Source organism: Mycobacterium sp. OAS707 (assembly GCF_014873705.1).
Classification (GTDB): Bacteria; Actinomycetota; Actinomycetes; order Mycobacteriales; family Mycobacteriaceae; genus Mycobacterium.
Map to the genome: position 1 here is coordinate 1,371,080 of NZ_JADBDS010000001.1, position 22,939 is coordinate 1,394,018.

General features: G+C 65.1%; 18 protein-coding genes, 1 tRNA gene and 1 pseudogene. 6 read left to right on the forward strand and 14 right to left on the reverse strand.

Features of this window, described 5'->3' with window-relative positions:
- The first annotated feature begins 8 nt into the window (after positions 1–8).
- Positions 9–656 (forward strand): TetR/AcrR family transcriptional regulator, encoded by a 648-nt coding sequence (locus tag GGC64_RS06780; RefSeq protein ID WP_192721643.1) that lies wholly within the window; start codon positions 9–11, stop codon positions 654–656.
- A gap of 7 nt (positions 657–663) precedes the next feature.
- Here GGC64_RS06780 and GGC64_RS06785 read toward each other — a convergent pair whose 3' ends face one another.
- From GGC64_RS06785 to GGC64_RS06800, 4 genes are all read right to left on the reverse strand, one after another.
- Positions 664–1,434, reverse strand: a complete 771-nt coding sequence (locus GGC64_RS06785; RefSeq protein WP_192721644.1) for an SDR family NAD(P)-dependent oxidoreductase — start codon at positions 1,432–1,434, stop codon at positions 664–666.
- An 81-nt stretch (positions 1,435–1,515) separates the two neighbouring features.
- Positions 1,516–2,379, reverse strand: a complete 864-nt coding sequence (locus tag GGC64_RS06790) for an SDR family NAD(P)-dependent oxidoreductase (RefSeq protein WP_192721645.1) — start codon at positions 2,377–2,379, stop codon at positions 1,516–1,518.
- A gap of 73 nt (positions 2,380–2,452) precedes the next feature.
- Positions 2,453–3,196 (reverse strand): SDR family NAD(P)-dependent oxidoreductase, encoded by a 744-nt coding sequence (locus GGC64_RS06795; RefSeq protein ID WP_192721646.1) that lies wholly within the window; start codon positions 3,194–3,196, stop codon positions 2,453–2,455.
- 90 nt (positions 3,197–3,286) lie between these two features.
- Positions 3,287–4,057, reverse strand: coding sequence for an SDR family NAD(P)-dependent oxidoreductase (locus GGC64_RS06800; RefSeq protein WP_192721647.1), 771 nt, complete (start codon positions 4,055–4,057; stop codon positions 3,287–3,289).
- A gap of 185 nt (positions 4,058–4,242) precedes the next feature.
- Between GGC64_RS06800 and GGC64_RS06805 the strand changes: the two genes are divergently transcribed.
- Entirely contained in the window at positions 4,243–5,430 is a 1,188-nt protein-coding gene (locus GGC64_RS06805) for a cytochrome P450 (RefSeq protein WP_192721648.1), read from the forward strand.
- Between the two features lie 16 nt (positions 5,431–5,446).
- Here the strand turns inward: GGC64_RS06805 and GGC64_RS06810 are convergent, their stop codons facing one another.
- The 5 genes from GGC64_RS06810 to GGC64_RS06830 all read right to left on the reverse strand — a co-directional run bounded on the left by GGC64_RS06810 (position 5,447) and on the right by GGC64_RS06830 (position 11,042).
- Complete coding sequence (locus tag GGC64_RS06810) at positions 5,447–5,698, reverse strand: SDR family oxidoreductase (RefSeq protein ID WP_225951187.1); 252 nt, start codon at positions 5,696–5,698, stop codon at positions 5,447–5,449.
- Positions 5,699–5,800: 102 nt separating this feature from the next.
- Positions 5,801–6,310, reverse strand: a complete 510-nt coding sequence (locus GGC64_RS06815) for a hypothetical protein (protein WP_192721650.1) — start codon at positions 6,308–6,310, stop codon at positions 5,801–5,803.
- 409 nt (positions 6,311–6,719) lie between these two features.
- Positions 6,720–6,796 (reverse strand) — tRNA-Met (locus tag GGC64_RS06820).
- A gap of 129 nt (positions 6,797–6,925) precedes the next feature.
- A complete protein-coding gene (locus GGC64_RS06825) occupies positions 6,926–9,937 on the reverse strand; it encodes a UPF0182 family protein (protein WP_192721651.1) in 3,012 nt (1,003 codons plus the stop codon).
- A gap of 82 nt (positions 9,938–10,019) precedes the next feature.
- A complete protein-coding gene (locus GGC64_RS06830; protein ID WP_192721652.1) occupies positions 10,020–11,042 on the reverse strand; it encodes a PDZ domain-containing protein in 1,023 nt (340 codons plus the stop codon).
- Positions 11,043–11,101: 59 nt separating this feature from the next.
- On the opposite strand from GGC64_RS06830, the pseudogene GGC64_RS06835 reads away from it, so the two are divergent.
- The 3 genes and pseudogenes from GGC64_RS06835 (at position 11,102) to GGC64_RS06845 (ending at position 14,737) form a co-directional block, all read left to right on the forward strand.
- Positions 11,102–12,512, forward strand: a pseudogene (locus tag GGC64_RS06835) (zinc-dependent metalloprotease).
- Between the two features lie 20 nt (positions 12,513–12,532).
- A complete protein-coding gene (locus tag GGC64_RS06840; RefSeq protein ID WP_192721654.1) occupies positions 12,533–13,354 on the forward strand; it encodes a cyclodehydratase in 822 nt (273 codons plus the stop codon).
- 9 nt (positions 13,355–13,363) lie between these two features.
- On the forward strand, positions 13,364–14,737 hold the full coding sequence (locus tag GGC64_RS06845) for an AarF/ABC1/UbiB kinase family protein (protein WP_192721655.1): 1,374 nt from the start codon (positions 13,364–13,366) through the stop codon (positions 14,735–14,737).
- A gap of 68 nt (positions 14,738–14,805) precedes the next feature.
- Here GGC64_RS06845 and GGC64_RS06850 read toward each other — a convergent pair whose 3' ends face one another.
- Positions 14,806–15,120: a WhiB family transcriptional regulator gene (locus tag GGC64_RS06850; RefSeq protein WP_192722432.1), complete on the reverse strand. Its 315-nt coding sequence runs from the start codon at positions 15,118–15,120 to the stop codon at positions 14,806–14,808.
- Positions 15,121–15,622: 502 nt separating this feature from the next.
- Positions 15,623–17,728: an ATP-dependent DNA helicase UvrD2 gene (locus GGC64_RS06855; RefSeq protein WP_192721656.1), complete on the reverse strand. Its 2,106-nt coding sequence runs from the start codon at positions 17,726–17,728 to the stop codon at positions 15,623–15,625.
- A gap of 82 nt (positions 17,729–17,810) precedes the next feature.
- Between GGC64_RS06855 and mrx1 the strand changes: the two genes are divergently transcribed.
- A complete protein-coding gene (mrx1, locus tag GGC64_RS06860; RefSeq protein WP_192721657.1) occupies positions 17,811–18,059 on the forward strand; it encodes a mycoredoxin Mrx1 in 249 nt (82 codons plus the stop codon).
- On the opposite strand, the gene GGC64_RS06865 is transcribed toward mrx1, so the two are convergent.
- The 3 genes from GGC64_RS06865 to GGC64_RS06875 form a co-directional block, all read right to left on the reverse strand.
- Entirely contained in the window at positions 18,056–20,824 is a 2,769-nt protein-coding gene (locus tag GGC64_RS06865) for an AAA family ATPase (RefSeq protein WP_192721658.1), read from the reverse strand. The two genes, mrx1 and GGC64_RS06865, sit on opposite strands and share 4 nt — an antisense overlap.
- A 64-nt stretch (positions 20,825–20,888) precedes the next feature.
- The gene (gene nudC / locus GGC64_RS06870) at positions 20,889–21,821 is read right to left on the reverse strand and encodes an NAD(+) diphosphatase (RefSeq protein ID WP_192721659.1); all 933 of its coding nucleotides are present in this window, start codon (positions 21,819–21,821) and stop codon (positions 20,889–20,891) included.
- A complete protein-coding gene (locus GGC64_RS06875) occupies positions 21,818–22,921 on the reverse strand; it encodes a potassium channel family protein (protein WP_192721660.1) in 1,104 nt (367 codons plus the stop codon). The genes nudC and GGC64_RS06875 overlap by 4 nt, the downstream gene beginning before the upstream one ends.
- Between the last annotated feature and the right edge of the window lie 18 nt (positions 22,922–22,939).

The following is a 22,939-nucleotide window of genomic DNA, read 5'->3' on the forward strand; positions in this document are numbered from 1 at the left end:
GAGCAGCCATGGCGACGGCGGCGCGGCGCGTGGGCGCCGAGACATCGAAGACCCGCGAGGTCCTTCTCGACTGCGTCGAAAAGATGATGCTCGAAGAGGGTTATCCGAGCGTCACCTATCGGGCGCTCGCGACGAAGGCGGGTGTCACACCCAGTCTGGTGCAGTACTACTTCCCCAGCCTCGATGACATCTTCGTCGCTGCCATCAAGCGTTACTCAGAACGCGGTTTGACATATCTCGCCGAGTCGCTGAAGCGTCGTGCCGAGGATCCGCTGCGCGCTGTGTGGGAGTACTCCTGGGATGAGGCGTCGGGCGCGCTGATCACCGAGTTCATGGCGCTGGGCAATCATCGTGAGTCCGTGCGGACCGAGATCGCGGCGGTCACCAAGAGCGTGCGCCGAATGCAGTTGGATGCACTGGTCGCCAAGTATGGCAAGGACGCTCGACCGATCGGCGACCTGTCCCTTCCAGCGCTACAGCTGTTGATGTCGGGTCTACCGAAATTCCTCAACCTCGAGAAGGGCATCGGGGTGAAGTCCGGACATGATGAGGTCACAAAGGCTTTCGAGCGCTACATCGGATCCGTGGAGCCGCCGGCCGATCCGCCCAAGCGAAAGTCGAGCACGCGCCGGCGCGCAGCGGGGCGGACCCGCTAGGCCGGTCTCAGCGGAGGACGGTCCCGCCGTCGATGTTGAGCACCTGCCCATTGATCCACGCACCCTCTTCGGACATCAGGAAGGCAACCAGCGCTGCGACGTCGCCGGTCTCCCCCACCCGCGGACCGCGAATGCGCCTCAGCGCGCCGGCTTCGAGTTCGGCCCACTGCGGGGCGGCGCGGATCGCCTCGGTGGCGGTGAAGCCCGGAGCGACTGCGTTGCAGCGGATTCCGTCTTTGCCCCAGCGAGAGGCGACGTGTCGTGTCAGGGCCCCGATTCCGGCCTTGGCGGTGGCATAAGCAGGCCGTGCTGGTTCGCCCTGGAACGCAGCCGCCGAGGACATATTGACAATCGCGCCGCCGCCGCGAGCCATCAGCTTTGGGATGACGTATTTCATGGCGGCGACGTAGCCGCGAAGGTTGACCGCCATCACGCGATCCCAGACGTCCAAGTCGATGTCGACGACATCGGTGTCAGACCGCAGCGCGCCCATGTCCGCTCCGACGGTGAACAGAAAGTCCACGCCGCCGAAAGTGTCTCCGGCGTCGTTTACGAGTACTGCGATGGATTCAGGTTCGGCTAAGTCGAAGGCCACCGGATGCGCGGATCCGCCTGCCTCACAGATACTCTCAGCGGTGCGTCGTGCGCTGTCGATGGCGATGTCGCCGACGACGACGTGGCAACCCTCGGCGCCGAGCCGGACGGCCGTGGTTGCGCCGATACCGGTCGCACCACCGGCCACGATCGCAACCCGGCCAGCCAATCCCTGCAGGGACATTCCCGCTCCTCCAGTTGCTCTCCTGACCGCCGACCAGCTGAGACGGTGCTTTCTACTGCTGTACGATCGTACGGCAGTAGGTCACCGCATCACATGCGGGTACTGACGATGCGGGTGCACGTCGAACATGTCGCGGTAGGACGGCGGCTGACGACCATCCTCGTCGGTGATGCCGTACTTTTTGGCAAGCTCCGCCCCGATGACGGTCTGGCCGCTCAGCGCCATCAGATCGGGATCGCTATACAGCGCCCATATCACGTGGCCCGTCAACTCTGGCGTTTCGGCGGTGTCGAGGATGTGTCCATGCTTCTCGGGGCTCCTTGCGATGATCGTGCGAACCCGTTCAGTGAGAAGCGATCCCATCCAGATGGATATGGCGGCGATACCGTATTCGCGGAAGTCGTAAGCCATGTCGGCGGCCATCTTGTCTGTGCCGGCTTTGGGGACCCCATACGCGGGGCCGAAAGCGTAGTGAACCGCCCCCGACGAAGACGAAAAAGCAACCAACCCTTTGCCTTGCGGAATCATCAGCGGTGCTGCATACACCGTGGCGACATAGCTGCTGCGCAGACCGACGTTGAGCGTGTCGATGACACTGAGGGGTTCATCCCAGAACTTCGTTCGCCCCATCATCTCATCGCGGATGATCGCTGCATTGTTGATCAGGATGTCGATCCGGCCATGCTGCGCGCGGATCTGTTCGAACAACGCCTCGACCTGGGCGTCGTCGCTGTGGTCGACGGCGACAGCGATACCGCTCCCACCGGCGGCGGTCACGCGCGCAGCTGTTTCGTCGATGGTGCCCGGCGCCGCCGCGGAACTAGAGTCGCTGGTGCGGCCGGTCACATAGACCGTGCAGCCATGGGCGCCTAGCGCACGGGCTATCCCTGCGCCCGCGCCTCGGCTGGCGCCTGTCACAACCGCGATGATGGTGTTGTCAGACATTGGTGTTCGTCGATTCGCAGTGCACGGTCTCCTGCTCTTCCTTATGTGGCTGGGCTCTTCGAATTTGGTCGGTTCAAACGACAGCTCCGCCGTTGACGCCGATCACCTGACCGTTGACGTATCCCGCCTGCTCCGAGCACAAGAAAGAGCACACCGCCGCCACGTCCTCAGCGACGCCGAGCCTCCTCGCGGGAATGGCCTGTGTAAGTACCTCCGTGCCCGGGAGCTTGCCTTCAGCCTGCTGTTGTCGAAGCATCGGCGAGTCGATGACGAAGGGCGGCACGGTATTTGCGGTGATCCCCTTGCGCGCGTAGTCCAGCGCGACCGTCTTTGTCATGGCGATGACTCCCCCCTTGCTGGCCGAATAGTGGCCCTGCCGCGGGGCGCCCTGCTGTCCGGCGGCCGAGGAGATGGTGACGATGCGGCCCCAGCCGGCAACCACCATGTCCGACAGCGCGGCTCGGATGCACAGAAACGTTCCCGTGAGATTGACTGCCAGATAACGGTTCCACTCGTCGAGCGTGATCTTGTCGAACCGCGTGAATCCAGCGATCGCCGCGCTGCTCACGAGAATCTGCACAGGGCCCAGCGAGTCACGCACCTCTGCGAAAGCCGCTTCGACTGCCGTCTCGTCCGAAACATCAACCCCTAATGCAACCGCGCCACCTCCGACGGCTTGGATTTCGGCGACAACCTTTTCCGCAGCTTCGGCGTTCACGTCCAGCACGGCAACCTTGTGACCGTCGGCGGCAAGTTTGGCGCTGATCGCATGCCCCAGGCCAGATCCGCCGCCGGTCACCACCGCTGTTCGGCTCATTGACACCACTCCTCGACTGCGGCTAGCTGCACCAGATGTGCTGTACGACTGTATAGCAGATGCCGATCCGGGCACAAGAAGCCCGTGCGGTCATACGCCCGCGGGGCCCGGTGCGCCGTGCATGTACAGCGTCTGACCCGAGCAGAAACTTGATGCGTCTGAGGCGAAGAACAGGACTCCGTAGCCGATCTCGTCGGGTTCACCCAGGCGGCCAAGACCGTTGGAGAGCGCAATCGCTTCCGGATCGAGGCCATACCGGGCCGCGTCGTCGGTCAGCGTGGCAGCGCGAACGGCGCCTACGGCAATGGCGTTGACCCGAATGCCTTTCTTCGCCCAGGCTGCGGCCATCGATCCGGTGAGGTTGTTGACTGCGGCCTTGGCAGCGCCGTAGGGAGCCGCCTGCGGCATCGCCAGAAGGCTGGCACCGGAGCTGATGTTGACGATCGCTCCCTTGCCTTGCGACATCATCGGCTTGGCTGCGGCCTTCGACAAGTGCCAGACGGCTTTGAAATTCAGCGCCAATACGTTTTCGAAGTCGTCGTCGGGCCACTTGAGGATGGATTTGGTTTCGGCGCCGCCTGCACAGTTGACGAGCACATCGAGTCGTCCGAACTCGGCGAGAGTGGTTTCGACCAGGTCGCGACACGCTTCGGCGCTGGTGACGTCGGTGGAAACCGCGAGGGCGCGCTGCCCCATGGCCATGACCTCTTTGGCTGTCGATTCCAGCGGGTCAGGTCGACGGCCGGCCAACACCACGTCCGCGCCGTGCTCTGCCAGGACAAGAGCAGCACCGCGTCCGATTCCCGTGCCTCCACCGGTGATGACGGCGACATGGCCGTCCAAGGCGAATCGACTAGACATTGCGCTCCTTGAAATTTGTGGCGGGCGGCCGCTGGCGCGGTATCTGACATGATGTTGTACGAGCGTATAGCACAGTCGTCCGTCTGCGAAGCATCAGTCGTGCTTGCCTACTGATCACTGCTCCTATACAGTCGTACAGCAGCCGTGGCATGCGCATGTGCTGTACCGCATTGGAGGAGCCGACGTTGAGCGACTTGTACTACGACCCCTGGGATTTCGATATCGACTTGGATCCTTACCCGACCTATCGTCGTCTGCGTGATGAGTGCCCGGTCTACTACAACGACCGCCATGACTTCTGGGGAGTCAGCCGCTACGCCGACGTGGATGCGGCGCTGAAGGACACCGCGCGGCTGAGTTCGGCCAAGGGCGACATCCTGGAAGTGGTGATGACCGATCCCTTGATGCCCCCAGGAATCTTCATCAACGAAGATCCACCGCTGCACACGATCCACCGGGCGATCGTGTCGCGGGCGTTCACCCCGAAGAAGATGCGTGCGATCGAGGACAAAATCCGCGCGTTCTGCGTCGCATGTCTCGATCCGCTCGTCGGTGGTGATCGGTTCGACTTCGTCGAAGACCTCGGCGCTGAACTTCCCATGCGTACGGTCGGCATGCTCGCCGGTATTCCTGATGCCGAGCAGCCCGCGGTACGCGCGCACGCCAATCAAGCGCTGCGCAACGAACCCGGTAAGCCGATGGAGATCAACAAGGATCGGTACTTCACCGGTGAGATGTTCGGCGAGTATGTCGAGTGGCGCGAGAAACATCCCTCCGACGATCTGATCACCGAATTGCTCAATGTCGAGTTCGAAGATGAGACCGGAACCACGCGCAAGTTGGCGAAGCAAGAACTCATCGTGTTTCTGGCCGTCGTCGCCGGAGCCGGTGTGGAGACCACGGGTCGCCTATTTGGCTGGATGGGCAAGGTGCTCGCCGAACACCCCGACCAACGCAAGGAACTGGCCGAGGATCATTCGTTGATCCCAACGGCCATCGAGGAACTTCTTCGCTTCGAGCCTCCGGGTCCGCACGTGGCGCGCTACGTCGCGTCGCAGGACGTGAGATTCCAGGGACAGGTCATACCGGCGGGTAGTGCGCTGCTGATGATGCTGGCCTCAGCCAACCGCGACGAGCGGCACTTCGAGGATCCTGACAAGTTCGACATCCACCGAAAGCCGGGTGGCCACCTCACCTTTGGTCGCGGAGCACACTTCTGCGTCGGAGCACCGCTGGCTCGGCTCGAGGGCCGCGTCGCACTCGAAGAAGTTCTCAAGCGCTGGCCGGAGTGGGACATCGACATGACCGGTGCCCGACGGTCGCGCACATCGACGGTGCGCGGCTGGGACAGCATGCCGGCGATCGTCGGGTGAGATGGCTGCCGGCGCCTCAGCGGATCCGGCCGAGTCCGTCAGCCACGACGAGAGACTCTCCGGTGATGTAACTGGCCTCCCCGCTCAACATGAACACCGTCGCGTAAGCGATGTCCCACGAGCTCGCCTGCCGTCCCAGCGGGAACTGAATCGGTGAGCCCGACTGCACATTCGCGCCTCCATAGCGGCTGAGCGGAGTGTCCACCGGACCGGGGATGAAGACGACATCGATGTGGGGGCATGGCACTCCCGAAGGCTCACTGATCATGGCGCGCGAAACTAGGCGCCCCATGATCTTTCCGCGACAGACACCGTGCCGCCCGGCCGAGCGGTAGTCATGGAATCACTCGGCCGAGCGGACGGTAGCCGGCTACTTCTTGTAGATCGTGAAGCTGGATCCGGTCGCCAGGACGAAGTCGGTCGCGTTACCGCAGATGGTCGCCGACACGGGCGAACCGTCGTACTGCTTGGTCCCGGGATCAGTAGCCGAAATGACACCCGAGACGCCCACCCGTGCAGGATGATCGGCCGGACACGTCGTCCCATCGGCCGGAGCACCGGTAGCGATACTGGTCAGCTGCAATGAAGCCCCGTTGAGGAACGGCGCGTCGAAGTAGATCGTTTCTGTTCCGGGTGCTGTCCTGGACGTATAGCCCGACCCTGGCTGCTGTTCACCACGGGCGACGCAGCCTCCCAGCGGATGGGGAAACGTTTGGTTGGGCCCCGAGAAGCTGCTGCATTGAATCCAGACATTGGGCGGTACCGGCGGCTCCGCACCGGCAGTCGCGCTCAGCATCACTGCCGATTCGAGAAGGCCTGCAGCAACCGCGACAACGACTGCCGCGGTGGGGATCTGGCGACGACTTGATGAAGTATTCATGCAATCCTCACTGGTGTGGTCATCGATTCGGAGGCCACCAGCGATCTGCTAGAGCGGGCCATCCCACCTCGCTGTACGGGCGTACAGCACGGTCGAGTCATTGGTAGCACACTTGTGATTCGCAGCACAAGCACGGTTGTCGGCTCACTGTCACGCGTGCTATACAGATGTACAGCGTCGTCTGATGGAGGCTCGAGGGGTGCTTCTGCGGGGACAACTGAAGCGACTAAACGGACTGGATTCGCCGTTGCCCGATTCCGAACCGCACAACGCGAACGGCTAACCGCCGCAGAACTCGCCGGTCGCAGACATGGCCCGATTGTCGCGACTATGCCCTCTCAGCTGTTGCGCCGCCTTCCCAACGCGAATGAAAACGGCCCCCGGAGTCTCCTCCGAGGGCCGTTTTACCTGGTAGCGGGGACAGGATTCGAACCTGCGACCTCTGGGTTATGAGCCCAGCGAGCTACCGAGCTGCTCCACCCCGCGTCGGGTAAACGAAAGGTTACCGAAGGCAACGCCTCACTTCCAAATCGCCTGTTGCCAGCCTCGAGCGTGCGCAAAATGCCACCGTTTGGCGGCGTGTCTGCGTGCAGACACGCACGCTCGGCGTAGTTGTTACTTGGCGGACTGATACTTCTTCATCGCGTCGTCCAGGCGCTGCAGCGCCTCCCCGTACTGAGAGAAATTGCCGCTCTGCTGCGCGGATCGCACACCGTCGAGCGCGGAGTTGACCTCTTGCAGCGCTGCGGCTTTCGCCGCCGACAACTGCGTCGCGCTGGCGTTCGGCGGCACCGCGATCGGCGTCGGCACCTCGGGCGCCTGGCCCTGGCTGGGCGGCGGCGCGTTCGGTGACTGACCGTCGGAGGGTGGCGGTGCCGCTGGCGGCTGCCCATTCACCGGACCGGCCGGCGCCGGACCCGTCGCCGTCGCGTCGGCACCCGGGCCGAACAACTCGGTCAGCGCGTCTCGCACCGTCGGCCCATAACCGACGCGGTCGTTGTACATCATCGCGACGCGGATCAATCGTGGATACGACGACGCCGCGTCACTGGCGCCTGGTGACGCGTACACCGGCTCCACGTACAGCAGACCGCCCTGCGCGACCGGCAGTGTCAGCAGATTGCCCCACCGGATCCTGTTCTGGTTGTCGCGGCCGATGACACCGAGGTCCTGGCTGACCGCCGTGTCCGTCGTGATCGCATTGTTGGCCAGCTTCGGGCCGTTGACCTGACCCGGGATGGTCAACACGGTGATCTTGCCGTACGTCGACGGATCCGAACTCGCGCTGATGTAGGCGGCCAGGAAGTCGCGTTGGAATCGGTTCATCGCACTGGTCAGCTGGAAGGACGCCGAACTGTCGTTGGACGCAAGGTCTTTGGCGACGATGTAGTACGGCGGCTGGAAGCTGCTCGCGGTCGGGTTGGGATCCAGCGGCACGTCCCAGAAGTCCGAGTTGGAGAAGAACGTCACCGGATCGTTGACGTGATACTTGGCCAGCAGCGCGCGCTGCACCTTGAACAGGTCCTCGGGATAGCGCAGGTGCGCCTGCAGTTCCGGTGAGATGTCGCTCTTGGGCTTCACCGTGCCGGGGAACACCTTCATCCACGCCTGCAGGACGGGATCTCGCTCGTCCTGCTCATACAGCGTGACGGTGCCGTCGTAGGCATCGACGGTGGCCTTCACCGAGTTTCGGATGTAGGACACCATCTTGTCGGGCGCCAGCCGGTTGATCGCCACCTCGTTGGAGTCGGCGGTCGCCGTCGACAACGACATCTGCTGCGAGTACGGATAGTTGTCCAACGTCGTGTAGCCGTCCACGATCCACACCATCCGCTTGTTCACGATGGCCGGGTACACGCTGGTGTCGGTGGTCAGCCACGGCGCCACCGCCTTCACCCGCGCCGACGGGTCACGGTTGAACAGCACCTTGCTGTCCGGCCCGATCGGGTTGGACAGCACCAGCTTTCGCTCGGAGAACTTCACCGCGAACACGGCACGGGCCAGCCAGTTGCCGATCGGCACACCGCCCTTGCCGGCGTAGGTGTAGTTCTTGGTCTCGGTGTTGGTCTCGTAGTCGTACTCGCGGTCATTGCCGTTCTTGCCGACGATCGCATAATCATCGCCTGTGCTCGCGATGACCGGACCGAAGTACACCCGCGGCTGGTCGAGCGGGGCCGGGCCGGGTGAGACGACGCTGCCGTTGGCGCCCACGACGCTGGCGAGGAACTCCGGATAGCCGCCGTTCTGGTTGGGATCGTTGGCGACCCCGCGCACCGTGTTGGCGGGCGAGGCGATGAAGCCGTTGCCGTGAGTATAGACGAAGTGCCGGTTGAGCCAGTCACGCTGATTGTCGATCAGCCTGTCGGGGTTGAGTTCTCGCGCGGCGACCACGTAGTCACGCAGGTTGCCGTCGGGGCCGTTGTAGCGGTCGATGGACAGCTGGTCGGGGAAATAGTAGAAGTTCTTGCCCTGCTGGAACTGGGTGAACGCGGGGCTGACGATGGTCGGGTCGAGCAACCGGATGTTCGACGTCGTCGCCCGGTCGGAGGCGACCTGCTGCGCGGTCGTCTGCGTGTTGCCGCTGTAGTCGCGGTACGTGACGGTATCGGCCGTCAGCCCGTACGCCTGTCTGGTTGCCGTGATACTTCGACTGATGTAGTCGCTTTCCTTTTGCGCCGCATTGGGTTTCACGCTGATCTGCTCGACGACCAACGGCCAGCCCCAACCTACGACCAAGGAGCTCAACAGCAGCAGCACCACCCCGATCGCTGGAATGCGCAAGTCCCGCAACACAATTGCAGAGAACACGGCGGCCGCGCAGATCACCGCGATGGCCATCAGGATCAGCTTCGCCGGCAGCACCGCGTTGATGTCGGTGTAACCCGCACCAGTGAACGGCTTACCTTGGCGTGTATTGCTCAACAGCGAGTAGCGATCAAGCCAGTACGCCGCGGCCTTGAGCAGCATCAGCAGGCCAACCAACGAGATCAGTTGGATACGCGCCGAGCGGCTCAGCGCCCCCGTGCGGCCCGACAGCCGAATGCCGCCGAAAAGGTAGTGCGTCACCAGGCTGGCGATGAACGCGATGAACGTCGCACCGAACAGGTACCCGAGCACCAGCCGGTAGAACGGCAGATCGAACGCGTAGAACCCGAGGTCCTTGCCGAATTGCGGGTCAGCGATCCCGAAGCTGCCCCCATGCAGGAACAACTGCACCCGATCCCAGTACGTCTGCACGAGGAACCCGGTGAAGACTCCGACGATCACCGGCACACCGATGCCGATCAACCGCAGCCGGGTCATCACCGCGGTCCGGTAGCGCGCCACCGGATCGTTGGGACCGGTCGTCGGAACGAACACCGGCCGGGTGCGGTACGCCACGGCGAGCGCGGCGAACACGATGGCACCCATCAAAACGCCCGCCACCAGGCCGACGACGATCCGAGTGAGGATCTGGGTGGTGAACACCGAGCGATAGCCCAGTTCCCCGAACCACAGCCAGTCCACGTAGGCGTCGATCATGCGCGGGCCGAACAGCAATAGCACCAGGACGGCCAGCGCGACCCCGATCAGAATCCGGCTACGTCGTGTCAGCTTCGGCATTCGTGCCGCGGGCCGCATACCCACTCGTCAACTCCAGTCTTGGCTTGTCGAAAACGTCTACCGGCGACGTGGCCCCAACTCTACGCATTCGGTGCACGGCGACTTCTCAGCAACGAGGAGGTTCGCCACCGGCAGAAATCGCGTGCAGTGCGTCGACGGCCTGGGTCAGGCTGTCGACCTTGACCAGCTCCAGGCCATCTTCGTGTGCCGATTTGGCCTCGTCACAGTTGTCGGCGGGCACCAAGAACACGGTGGCGCCCGCCTCGCGCGCGGCCATCATCTTGTGCGTGATGCCGCCGATGGAGCCGACCTTGCCGTCGCTGTCGATGGTTCCGGTGCCCGCGATGAACTTGCCGTCGTTGAGATCTCCGGTGGTGAGTTTGTCGACGACCGCGAGCGAGAACATCAGCCCGGCCGACGGCCCGCCGATGTTGGCCAGGTTGAAATCGATGGAGAACGGCGCCCACGGCGCATCCTGCACGCCGACCCCGAGGTATCCGTAGTCGCGGTCGGGGTTGGAGCCGAGCGTGATGGTGGCGACGCCGGCAGGAGCGTTCTTGCGGCGGTAGTCCAGCACGATGGTCTCGCCGGGCTTCGTGGCCTTCAGCAACGCCGTGAACTGCTCGAGGTTGGCCACCGGCTTGTTGTTGAACCCGTCGATCGCATCGCCGCGTTGCAGCTTTCCAACCGAAGGACCGGGGTCGCTGACGTTGGCCACGGTCACCGCCGACGGGTACTTGAGGTAACTCAGCGCTGCATACTCGGCGCTGTCCTCGGACCGCTTGAAGTCGGTGTTGTTGGCCTGGTCGATCTCGTCCTTCGACTTATCGGGCGGGTAGACCAGATCGCGCGGCACCAGTTGCTCGCGGCCCGACATCCAAAACGTCAGCGCCTCCCCCAGCGTCAGGTCATCGCGCTGGCTGACCGTGGTCATGTTCAGATGCCCCGAGGTCTTGTGCACGTCGGTGCCCTCGATGTCGACGACCTGTTTGCCGTCGACCTCGCCGAGGGTGTCGAACGTCGGCCCCGGCCCCAGCGAGACGAAGGGCACCGTCACCACCCACGCCAGCACGCCGAACACCAGCATCGGCACCAAGGCGACCAGCAGCGTCGAAATCCGCCTGTTCACGGCGACCAATCTACGGTTCGCTCTCGGCGTGACCTGCCGACCCACGCGATCGAGACCCGGTGAGTACCGTTGAGGGCATGGCTGACCTGCCTTTCGGCTTCTCACCCGGGGACGACCCCGACCCCGACAAGCGCAAGAAGGACCCCGATTCGGGTGGGGATCCCTTCGGGATGGGCGGGTCCGAGTTCGACATGTCCCAGTTGGGGCAGATCTTCAGCAAGCTCGGCGAGATGTTCAGCGGCGCCGGCAACGTGATGACCGGCGGCAAGCAGTCCGGCCCCGTCAACTACGACCTGGCCCGCCAACTGGCGTCGAGCGCGATCGGTTTCGTGGCACCGGTTCCCGAGAAGACGAGCGCAGCGATCGCAGACGCGGTACACCTGGCCGAGACGTGGCTTGACGGCGCCACTGCACTGCCGGCGGGCACCACGAAAGCGGTCGCGTGGACCCCCAACGACTGGCTCGACAACACGCTGGAGACGTGGAAGCGACTGTGCGATCCGGTCGCCGAACAGATTTCGACGGTGTGGGCCTCGGCGCTGCCCGAGGAAGCCAAGAGCATGGCCGGTCCGCTGCTGGCGATGATGTCACAAATGGGCGGCATGGCATTCGGTTCGCAGCTCGGCCAGGCGCTGGGCAAGCTGTCACGAGAAGTGTTGACCTCCACCGATATTGGGCTACCGCTGGGCCCCAAGGGGGTGGCTGCGCTGATGCCGGAGGCCGTCGAGTCGCTGGCCGAGGGGCTCGAACAGCCACGCAGCGAGATCCTCACCTTCCTGGCCGCCCGCGAGGCCGCGCACCACCGCTTGTTCAGCCACGTGCCATGGCTGGCCAGTCAACTCCTCAACGCCGTCGAGGCCTTCGCCAAGGGCATGAAGATCGACATGAGCGGCATCGAAGACTTCGCGCAAGGCTTCAACCCCGCGTCGCTGACCGATCCGTCGCAAATGGAAGAGCTGCTCAATCAAGGCATCTTCGAACCGAAGGCGACGCCGGAGCAGACCGCGGCGCTCGAGCGGCTGGAGACGATGCTGGCGCTGATCGAGGGCTGGGTGCAGACCGTCGTCGCCGATGCGCTCGGCGACCGGATTCCCGGCACGTCGGCGCTTTCCGAAACCCTGCGCCGCAGGCGCGCCACCGGCGGACCCGCCGAGCAGACGTTCGCGACACTGGTCGGGCTGGAACTGCGGCCGCGCAAGCTGCGCGAGGCAGCGGTGCTGTGGGAACGCCTGACGCAGGCCGTCGGCTCCGACGCCCGCGACGGCGTCTGGCAGCATCCCGACCTGCTGCCCAGTGCCGAGGATCTCGACGAGCCTGCCGGTTTCATCGACCGGATGATCGGCGGCGACACCAGCGGCATCGACGACGCCATCGATCAGGCGATCGCCGATCTGCAAAAGGATTCCGACAAGGGCGACGACAGCAAGGAGTAGCGCCGCGCCTGTGGATAACCTCCGGGGGCGTCGCTGACTTCGTGGCAGAGTCGGCGCATGGGGCGCTACACCCTTGATCCGGCGATGCCGGTGCTGCTGCGCCCCGACGGTGCTGTGCAGGTCGGCTGGGATCCCCGCCGCGCGGTGCTGGTGCGGCCGCCCGCCGGGCTGACGCCGGGTGCCCTGGCCGACCTGTTGCGCACGCTGCAGGCCGGCGCGACACTGCCCGAACTGCAGGCGCGCTTCGAGGTCGACGCGGGTGAACTCGTCGAGTCGTTGACGCAGGCCGGTGTGGTGACCGTTGCGGTGCGCGCGCGGACGCGCTGCGCGTCGATCCGCATCCATGGCCGCGGTCCGCTTTCCGACGTTTTGGCCAACGCGCTGCGGTGCTCGGGCGCTCGGGTGACGCGGTCGACCGTCACACAGGCTCCGCCGCCGGCGACGACGGATCTTGTTGTGCTGTCGGACTTTCTGGTCACCGAACCGCGGATCGTTCGCGACCTGCACAGTGCCGGCGTCGCGCATCTGCCCGTGCGACTGCGCGACGGCGCCGGTTTGGTGGGCCCGCTCGTCATCCCGGGCGTGACCAGCTGCCTGGATTGCGCGGATCTGCATCGCAGCGACCGCGACGCGGCGTGGCCTGCGGTCGCCTCGCAGTTGCGCAACGCCGTCGGCAACGCCGACCGGGCCACTGTGTTGGCGACGGCCGCGCTGGCGCTCAACCAGATCGACCGCGTCATCAGGGCGGTGGGATCGGACCCGAATGTCGAGACATCCACGGAGCCACCGCCGACCCTGGACACCACGTTGGAGTTCGACGTCAACGCCGGCGCGATCATGGCGCGCCGGTGGTCGCGGCACCCGCGCTGCTGGTGTTGAAAACGTTTGTTGCCAACTCGTTGCAGGCCACTCAGAAACGTCAGGGATGATGGTTTGGTGACTGACATCAAACGGGGTCGGGCCGCGCGCAACGCCAAGCTGGCGAGCTTGCCTGTTGGCATGGCAGGCCGGGCCGCGCTGGGGTTCGGCAAACGGCTGACCGGATCGTCGAAAGACGAGGTCAACGCCGAATTGATGGACAAGGCCGCACAGCAGTTGTTCACCGTGCTCGGTGAGCTCAAGGGCGGTGCGATGAAGGTCGGCCAGGCGCTGTCGGTGATGGAGGCCGCGATCCCCGAGCAGTACGGCAAGCCCTACCGCGAGGCGCTGACCAAGCTGCAGCGTGAGGCACCACCGCTGGCCGCCGCCAAAGTGCACCGCGTGCTGGACTCGCAGTTGGGCACCAAGTGGCGGGAACGTTTCGCCTCGTTCGACGACACCCCGGTCGCATCGGCGAGCATCGGCCAGGTGCACAAGGCGGTGTGGTCAGACGGCCGCGAGGTGGCGGTCAAGATTCAGTACCCCGGCGCCGACGAGGCGCTGCGCGCCGACCTGAAGACCATGAAGCGGATGGTCAGCGTGTTCAAGCAGCTCTCCCCGGGTGCCGACGTGCAGGGCGTGGTCGACGAGCTGATCGAGCGCACCGAGATGGAGCTGGACTACCGGCTGGAGGCCGACAACCAGCGGGCGTTCGCGAAAGCCTATGAGGGACACCCGCATTTCGTCGTGCCTCGCATCGTGGCCAGCGCACCGAAGGTCGTGATCCAGGAGTGGATCGAGGGCATCCCGTTGTCGGTGATCATCCGCGAGGGCACCACCGAACAGCGAGACCTCATGGGCACCAGGCTTTTTGAGCTGACCTACGACGCGCCGCGCCGTCTGGAGATGATGCACGGCGACGCTCATCCCGGGAATTTCATGCTGCTGCCCGGCGACAAGATGGGCGTGATCGACTTCGGCGCTGTCGCTCCACTGCCCGGCGGCATTCCGGTCGAGATCGGGCTGTCGACGCGCTATGCGCTCAACGACGACTACGAGAATCTGCTGACGACGATGCAGAAGATCGGCTTCGTCCAGAAGGGCGAGCAGGTCTCCAAGCGCGAAATGGACGAAATGATGCGGCAGTACGTGGAACCGCTCGAAGTCGAGGTGTTCCACTACACCCGAAAGTGGCTGCAGAAGATCACCGCCATGAACATGAAGCCGGACCGCGCCGCAGGCCAGATCAAGGCCGCCCGGCAGATGGACCTCCCCGCGAAATTGGCGATTCCGCTGCGGGTGATCGCTTCCAACGTCGCGATCGCTTGTCAGCTCGACGCGCACATCCCGGTCAGGCGACTGGCCACCGAACTGATCCCGGGTTTCGCTGAAGAAGCGGCCTGACACGACGGCTTCGAGCGACATTGTCGCCCAAGTTAATTGACGCCTGAGACGGGAAAACCCGGCAGCCCTTACGCGGCTGCCGGGTTTTCCTCGGTGTTCTTGCGTGGACGTCCACGCGGGCGCTTACGCGCGATGATCGTGCCACGCTCGAGGATCTCGCCACCCCAAACGCCCCACGGTTCCTGGCGTGCCAGCGCCGCATCGAGGCACTCGCGGCGGATCGGGCAATCCGCACACAGCGCCTTGGCGCGTTCGAGGTCAAGCGGGTTCTCGGCGAACCACAGATCGGGATCCTCGACATGACATGGCACCGACAGCATCGGTCTTTCACGGCATGTCTCTGATTCGAAGCTCTTCGCGCGAGCGCTCATCGCCGTCGACATGACTGCACCTTCTGCTTCCTGGTCGTTGGTTTCGTCGGCCATCTGTCTTCTGATGGATCCTTGACCAGGTCTTTCGGTGTCCGAATGACTCCAAAAAAATTGGCCACGGATCCTTGACTTTGGGTCCGTGGCCTTTCGGCTTCGTTCGGGGCTCTACCTAGGTGGTGCCTCGATCCACGGACTGTCCAGTCGCGGTAGCGTTGCGACGCTTGCGCTGCGGCGCAATGGCGGCCGCCCTTCCCGCGCCTGGGTACGCCCAAAAAGCGGGATGCGCCGGGGCGACAGCCTCGGCGATGTGAAGGGTGCGCGACATGCCGGCAGCCATGACGTCAACGCCTACGCCGGGTAACGCTTTAAAGCTCAACATGATCCGGGCACCCTCCTTTCGACTCGCGGTGTGATCTTGAGGCTAACGGTATCAGCTTTCGATGACAATCAATTTTTGACCAGCGGTTTTGGCACGATTTTTACGACGATTGGCCGTCTCTTCAATGTCGCCGGCCTAGCGGCTGCGGCCTTTGACCAACGCCAGCACGTCGGGCCCGTACTGCTCGAGCTTGCGCGCGCCGATGCCGGGGATCGCGACCAGTGCGGCATCGTCTGCCGGAAGCGTCTCGGCGATCGCGATCAACGTGTTGTCGGTGAACACGACATAGGCCGGCACACTCATCTCCTTCGACGTGCGCAGCCGCCAATCCTTCAGCTGCGCGAGCAGCTCCTCATCGAGGTCGGACGGGCAGGATTCGCAGCGCCGCAGCATGATTGCGGGCGGGGTGGTCAGTGTGCCGTTGCAGACGCGGCAGCGCGGTGTGGGACCGCGGGGACGGCGCGGCCGGTTGGGGGTGGCGTCACTGGGTGACTGCGGAGCGATGCCGTTGAGGAAGCGCGACGGCCGTCGACTCTGCCGGCCACCCGGCGCCCGGGCCAACGCCCAGCTGAGCGCCAAATGCACTCTGGCTCTTGTGATTCCGACGTACAGCAACCGGCGTTCCTCTTCGACCGGTTCACTGTCGGGCCCATGCGCAAGCGCGTGTGAGATGGGCAGCGTGTTGTCGGCCAGCCCGACCAGAAACACCGCGTCCCACTCCAGGCCTTTGGCGGCGTGCAGCGAAGCCAGCGTGACGCCCTGCACTGTGGGTGGGTGGCGCGCGTCGGCGCGCTGACGAAGCTCGACGAGCAGCGAGGCCAGGTCGAGCGTCGGGCGCAGGGCCACTTCCTCGTCGACGAGTTCGGCAAGCCCGGCGAGCGCCTCCCACCGCTCGCGGGCGCGGGTACCGGCCGGGGGTTCGGCGGTCAGGCCGAGCGGTTCGAGGACGGCGCGGACGACATCGGGCAGTTCGCCTTCGACATCCCGTTCGGCGGCGCGCTGCAGCGCAAGCAGAGCCTGGCGGATCTCCTGACGGCTGAAGAAACCCTCGCCGCCGCGCACCTGGAACGGCACCCCCGCGGCGGTCAGCGCCTCTTCGTACACCTCAGATTGCGCGTTGATGCGATACAGCACTGCGATCTCCGAGGCCGCGGTGCCCGACTCGATCAGGTTCTTGATCTTCTTGGCCACCGCGGCGGCCTCGGCGACCTCGTCAGGATGCTCGTTGAACGTCGGGTTGGGTCCGGGGTCGCGTTGACCGACGAGGTGCAGCTTGCTGCCTGCCATCCGGCCGCGGGCGGCGGCGATGACCCGGTTGGCCAGCGACACCACCTGCGGGGTGGATCGGTAGTCGCGCTCCAGTCGCACGACCGCGGCGTCGGGGAAGCGCCGCGAGAAGTCGAGCAGATAACGCGGTGTGGCGCCGGTGAACGAGTAGATGGTCTGGTTGGCATCGCCGACGACGGTCAGGTCGTCGCGGTTGCCGAGCCACGCATCGAGCACCCGCTGCTGCAACGGGGTGACGTCCTGGTACTCGTCGACGACGAAGCATCGGTAGCGATCGCGGAACTCCTGGGCGACGGCGTCGTCGTTCTCGATCGCGGCGGCGGTGTGCAGCAGCAGATCATCGAAATCCAGGAGCGCCATGCCGTCGTGGCGGGCCTTGAGCTTTTCGTATCCGGCGTATACCGCCGCGATCTTCGCTGCGTCGAACGGGATGTCGCGGCCGGCCTGCGCGACTGCGGCGCCGTAGCCCTCGGGACTGATCAAAGATGCCTTGGCCCACTCGATTTCGCCCGCAAGGTCACGCACGTCGTCGGTGCTGGTCGACATCCCGGCGCGGTTGGCGGCCTGCGCGACGACCGAGAACTTCGTGTCGAGCAGTTGCCATCCGGTGTCGCCGACGACGCGCGGCCAGAAGTAGGAGAGCTGCCTGCGGGCCGCGGCGTGGAACGTCATCGCCTGCACCGAACCGGTGCCGACGCCCTGATCGAGCGCCCGTAACCGGCCACGCATCTCCCCGGCGGCGCGCGACGTGAACGTCACGGCCAGCACCTGCTGGGGCGCGACGTGTCCGGCCGTCACGAGGTGGGCGATGCGGCGGGTGATGGTGCGAGTCTTTCCGGTGCCCGCGCCTGCCAGCACGCAGACCGGCCCGCGCGGCGCGAGGACGGCTTCGCGCTGCTCGTCGTCGAGGTCGGCGAGGAGTGCGTCACGCGAAATGGGCGCCTCGACCGACATGCGGTCCATCTTGGCAGGGGGCTGTGACATATGCCGGGTGCGGCGCGGGCATGTTGTGGGTATCCGTTACGTTGGACGGCTTATGAGCGCTTTGACCATGTACAGCACCTCGTGGTGTGGCTACTGCTTCCGGCTTAAGAAGGTTCTGAAGTCGGAGGGGATTTCGTTCGCCGAGGTCGACATCGAAACCGACCCGGCCGCTGCGGACTTCGTGGCCTCGGTCAACGGCGGAAATCAGACGGTGCCGACGCTGAAATTCGCGGACGGCTCGACGCTGACCAACCCGAGCGGCGCGGAGGTCAAGGCCAAGCTGGCGAAGCTGGCCAGTTAGTCAGCCTGCGCAGGTTGGGCCATGCGGCGGCCGAGTTCTGCCCGTGAACGTACGCCGAGCTTGCGATAGACAGACGAGAGATTGGACTCGACCGTCTTCGGGCTGACGAACAGCGCCGCCGCGACGTCGCGGTTCGTCATGCCGGTGGCCGCGAGTTCTGCCACACGTTGTTCTGAGGGGGTCAGGCGGCTGTCACGGCTCGGGCTCACGTTGGTCCGGGCCAATTCGCTGCCGACACGCTCCGCCCACAATGGCGCCCCGATGTCTTCGAATGCGCGCAGCGCCTCCTGCAGCGTTGCTTCGGCGGCATGCTTCTTGCGCTGGCGGCGTTGTATTTGGCCCAGCACCAGCTGGGTCCGGGCACGTTCGAAAGGCATCGACAGCTTCGCGTGTTCACGCATCGCCTGATGAGCCTTGTCGGCAGCCAGGGCCACGTCGCCGTGCGCAGCCAACCACATACTGCGACACCGGGCCCCCTCCGCCAACATCCACGGGCGATTCAGCCGAACACCGTTGCGTTCGAGTCTTTCGATCAACGGCTCGGCTTCATCGAGTCGACGCAGGTTGATCAACGCTTCGGCGGCATACGGTACGAACGCTGCGACGATGATCTCCGCGCCGTCCGGCGTCGCGTCGAACCGGGCCAACAGCGGGCCAAGCGCCGCCAGCACTTCCTCGTGGCGGCCCAGAGACAACTCGAGGAAGGCCAACGTCGTCAGCGACCAGCCCGCGAGCCTGAGCGATTCACCCCTTGCAGCCGCCGCCAGCGAGTCGGCAACATCGCGCCTCGCGTCGTCGGCGTTTCCCGCGAACGCGGCGAGGGCGGCACGGGTCGTCAAAGCCACAGACATGGCGACATCACCGCCAAGCAGTAACGCCCGTTCCATCGCTTCCGAGGCGATCTGATGGGCGCGGTCGAGGTCGGCACTCCAGATCTCCACCAAGAACCTGTGCATGGCGAGGAACATCAACTCGCCTTCACCGCCGTGATCCACGCAGTGGGTCCACACCTTCAGCAGCTCGCCGCGAGCGTCCTCCAGTCGCCCGACCCAGGCCAGCAGCAACGCGTTATGGACGCTTGGGCGGAACGGCGCGGGGGTGGTCGCCACGTGATCTTCCAATTCGAGGGCGCGCCGCAGGCCGGCTTCGTCGAGACCCGCTCCATGCATGAAGCTCAAGAACACCCGCATGCTCAGCGATTGGCTGAGCAGGTGCGGCTGACCAATGGGGGTAGCAGTTGCCACCGCCTCTTCTGCATGCCGCAGGCCGACCGCCAGGTCGCCGGAATTGAGCAGGGCGTAGCACAGCATGACCAGCATCTGCGTTTTCAGCGCAGGATGATCACCGACCTCCCCGAGGCCGCGTTCCAACACCTTCGCGGCTTCGATGAAACTGTCGTCGGATAATCGCACCACTGCGAGGAGCGTCAGCGCCTCGGCTCGCAGAGGGCCTGGCGGCAGCTGGCCGATCGTCTCGTCGAGCAGAGCCCGGGCCTGCGCGGCATTGCCGCCGTCGAGATGGTGCTTCGCCGAGCGGATCCGGCGCAATGGCGTATCCCCGCCGAGGTTTCGGGCGAGATCGATCAATTGGGCCGCCGCGGCGGGCGCGCCACGGATGCGGGCCATTTCGGCGGCCGTGTCGAGAGCCTTAAGGGTTGCCGGATCCTCGGTCGTGCACGCCAATGCAAGATGCCGGGCCTTCAGTTCAGGCTGCGTTTCAGTCTCGGCCAGGACGCTGTGCATTCTGCGCCGCCGACTGGCAGCTGCGTCCGTGTAGATACCGTGCGCCAGCAGCGGGTGGGCAAACCGCACAAGATTGCCGTCGATCACGATGATGCCGTTGCTCTCGGCCACTTCGAGTAACTCCACGATGCGGTCGACTCCGGTGCCGAGGACTTGCGCCAGCAGGTCCAAGGTTGGAGCGGAAACACATGCCGCAGCGAGCAATACATCGCGCGCCTGACCCTCGATGCGGCCGATGCGGGCGCGCATCAGTTCGGCCAATGTCGGCGGCACAACGAGGTCCGCGGCGGGCGATCGATCGTCTATCGCGCGCGCGAGTTCAAGCGCGAAAAATGGGTTCCCGCCTGAAATTTCGGCGATGCGCACAATGGCCGGGCGAGGCGGCGAAAGGTGCAGTTTTTGCGAAATCAGTTCACGTAGGCCACCCATACTCAAGGGTCCGACGTGCACGCGGTTCACCGCGTCCGGTCGACGCATCTGCAGCCATGAGGCCGCGCCGCCGCCGTTGGCGTGCGAACGCTCAGTGACCAAAACTCCAACCGAGCCATCGAGACGGCGCGCCGCGGAAGCGATTACCGCCTTGCTGGCCGGGTCCAGCCACTGCACATCATCGATCGCCAGCAGAACCGTTGCTTCAGCCGCGAGCCGGTTGACCACCGACAGCAGCGCAGCGGCCACCACACGCTGATCCGTGGCGGGGCCCTCCTCGATGGCGCGTAACATCACCCTGTCGACCGCAAGGCGTTGCGGCCCAGGCAATTTCGCCAAGATGGTGTCGTCCACGGCCGCGAAGAGATCGAACATCGCCGTATAGGCCATCACCGATTCGGCTTGCCCAGTCCTGGCGGACAGCACCTGCATGCCGCGCTCGCTCGCTTGCTCGGCAGCGGCCAGCCACAGCGTGGTTTTGCCGATCCCTGCCTCGCCCTCGATGACCAATCCCGACGGCTGGGTCTGTGCCGATGTCAGAAAGTCGGCGATCGCAGAGAACTCGACCGAACGGCTCACCACACCGGCAGACACGACCCCAATCGTGGCAGCCAGCAAACTATTCGACAGCTAAATCGCCAAATGTGGGGCGGCGACGTCAGTCCTGTGCGGCCCAGGACTCGATGATTTCCCTGGCGATCGAAATCGATCCGGGCAGCAGCAGCCGCGACGGTGAGTCGCTGCTCCAGTCGCCGTGTTCGAGCGCCTCGCGGATCTCGGCGCGGGTGAACCATGCCGCCTCGGCGATTTCGCCGTCGTTGAACGCGAACTCCTCGTCGGGATCGCCGAGCGCGTGGAATCCAACCATCAACGACCGCGGAAACGGCCAAGGCTGGCTGCCCAAATAGCGAACGTCGGTCACGGTCAGGCCGATCTCCTCGCGGATCTCACGGACCACGCACGCCTCGAACGATTCGCCTGCCTCGACGAAGCCGGCGAGCAGTGAGAACAGCCGCTCGGGCCAGACGGTCTGGCGGGCCAGCACCGCGCGGTCGTGGCCGTCGTGCACCAGGCAGATCACCGCGGGGTCGATGCGGGGAAACTCCTCGTGGCCATTGGTGGCGTTGACGCGCGACCACCCGCCCTTGATCGACTTGGTCGGCGCGCCGTCGACCGCGCTGAACCGTGCGTTGTCATGCCAATTCAGCAGGGCAGTTGCGGTTGCGACGAGGTGGGCGCTGACGTCGTCGAAGATCTGACCCGCGCGGCGCAGGTCGAGCACTTCGGTCTCCGCGTGCGGGTCCTCTGGTCCCTCGAGCGCGGCGCGAATCGCCCACACGTGCCGCCCGTCGGCGAGACGGCCGAGAAACACGGCGTTCTCCGGCGGCTTGTCCCCCAGCCCGGCGGCCTTGCCGAGCACCACCTGGCCGCCGGAAATCAGCACCTGGTTGCGTCGGTCGACCCGCAACACCAGGGCGTCGGGCCACCCGGCGATCGCCGCGTCGACGTCGGTGCGCAGCGCATCGGCCCGATCGGCACCGACGCGGGACAGCAGCGGGACATTGCGAAGCTGGAACCCGCCGGATGTCATCGGTCGGCTTCCGCGCTGCGGATGTACAGCAGCCGGTCACCGAGCTCCAACGCGTCGACCTCGGGCGCGTCGACCCGCACGAGTTCGCCGTTTCGAACGACGCCGAGCACGATGTCGGTCAGGTGCCGCGGCGAGCCGCCGGCTTCCTTCGCCTCGACCTCGCGCTCGGCCAGTGCGAAGCCCGCGTCGGGAGTCAGCAAGTCTTCCATCATCTCGACAACGCTCGGGGTCTGCGTCGCGATGCCAAGCAGACGGCCCGCAGTTTCCGATGACACCACCGTCGAGTCCGCGCCGGATTGCCTTAGCAGGTGCTGGTTTTCGGCTTCGCGGGCCGCGGCGATGATCTTCGCGTTCGGCGCGAGTTCGCGCGCGGTCAAGGTGACCAGCACTGCGCTGGCGTCGTCGTCGGTCGCGACGATGATCGACTTGGCGTGCTGGGCGCTGGCCAGCCGCAGCACCTCGGATTTGGTGGCGTCGCCGTGCACGGTGACCAACCCGGCGCTCTTCGCGCGTTCGAGGGCGGTGACGTTCTCGTCGACGACGACGATGTCGGCCGGTGCCACCTCGTCACCGACCATCGCGGCTACGGCCGTCCTGCCCTTGGTGCCGTATCCGATGACGACGGTGTGGTTGCGCACTCTGCTCCTCCATCGCTGGATCTTCAATGCCTGGCGCGACTGCGTGGTCAGCGTCTCCACCGTGGTACCGATGAGGACGATCAGGAATGCGATCCGCAGTGGCGTGATCACCAGGACGTTGACCAGCCTCGCCGACGACGTGATCGGGGTGATGTCGCCGTATCCGGTGGTCGACAGCGAGACGGTCGCGTAGTAGAAGCAGTCGAGGAACGACAGCTCCCTGTTGCCTGGCGTGTCGCTTATCTCATTGCGGACATCGCGGTATCCGTGGCGGTCCAGGTACACGATGACCACCGCCGCGAACAGCGCGAGCATCGCGTACACGATCCGGCGGAAGATGCGCTGGCCAGGGCTGACGAATGGCTCGGGAATGCGAAGGACGTCGACGAGCGCGGCATCCGGTCGCGACGTCAGATTCTCCTCGACGGCCGCCAGCCGACTTCGCAGTTTGCCTTTAGCCACAGGAACCCGTCATCGATC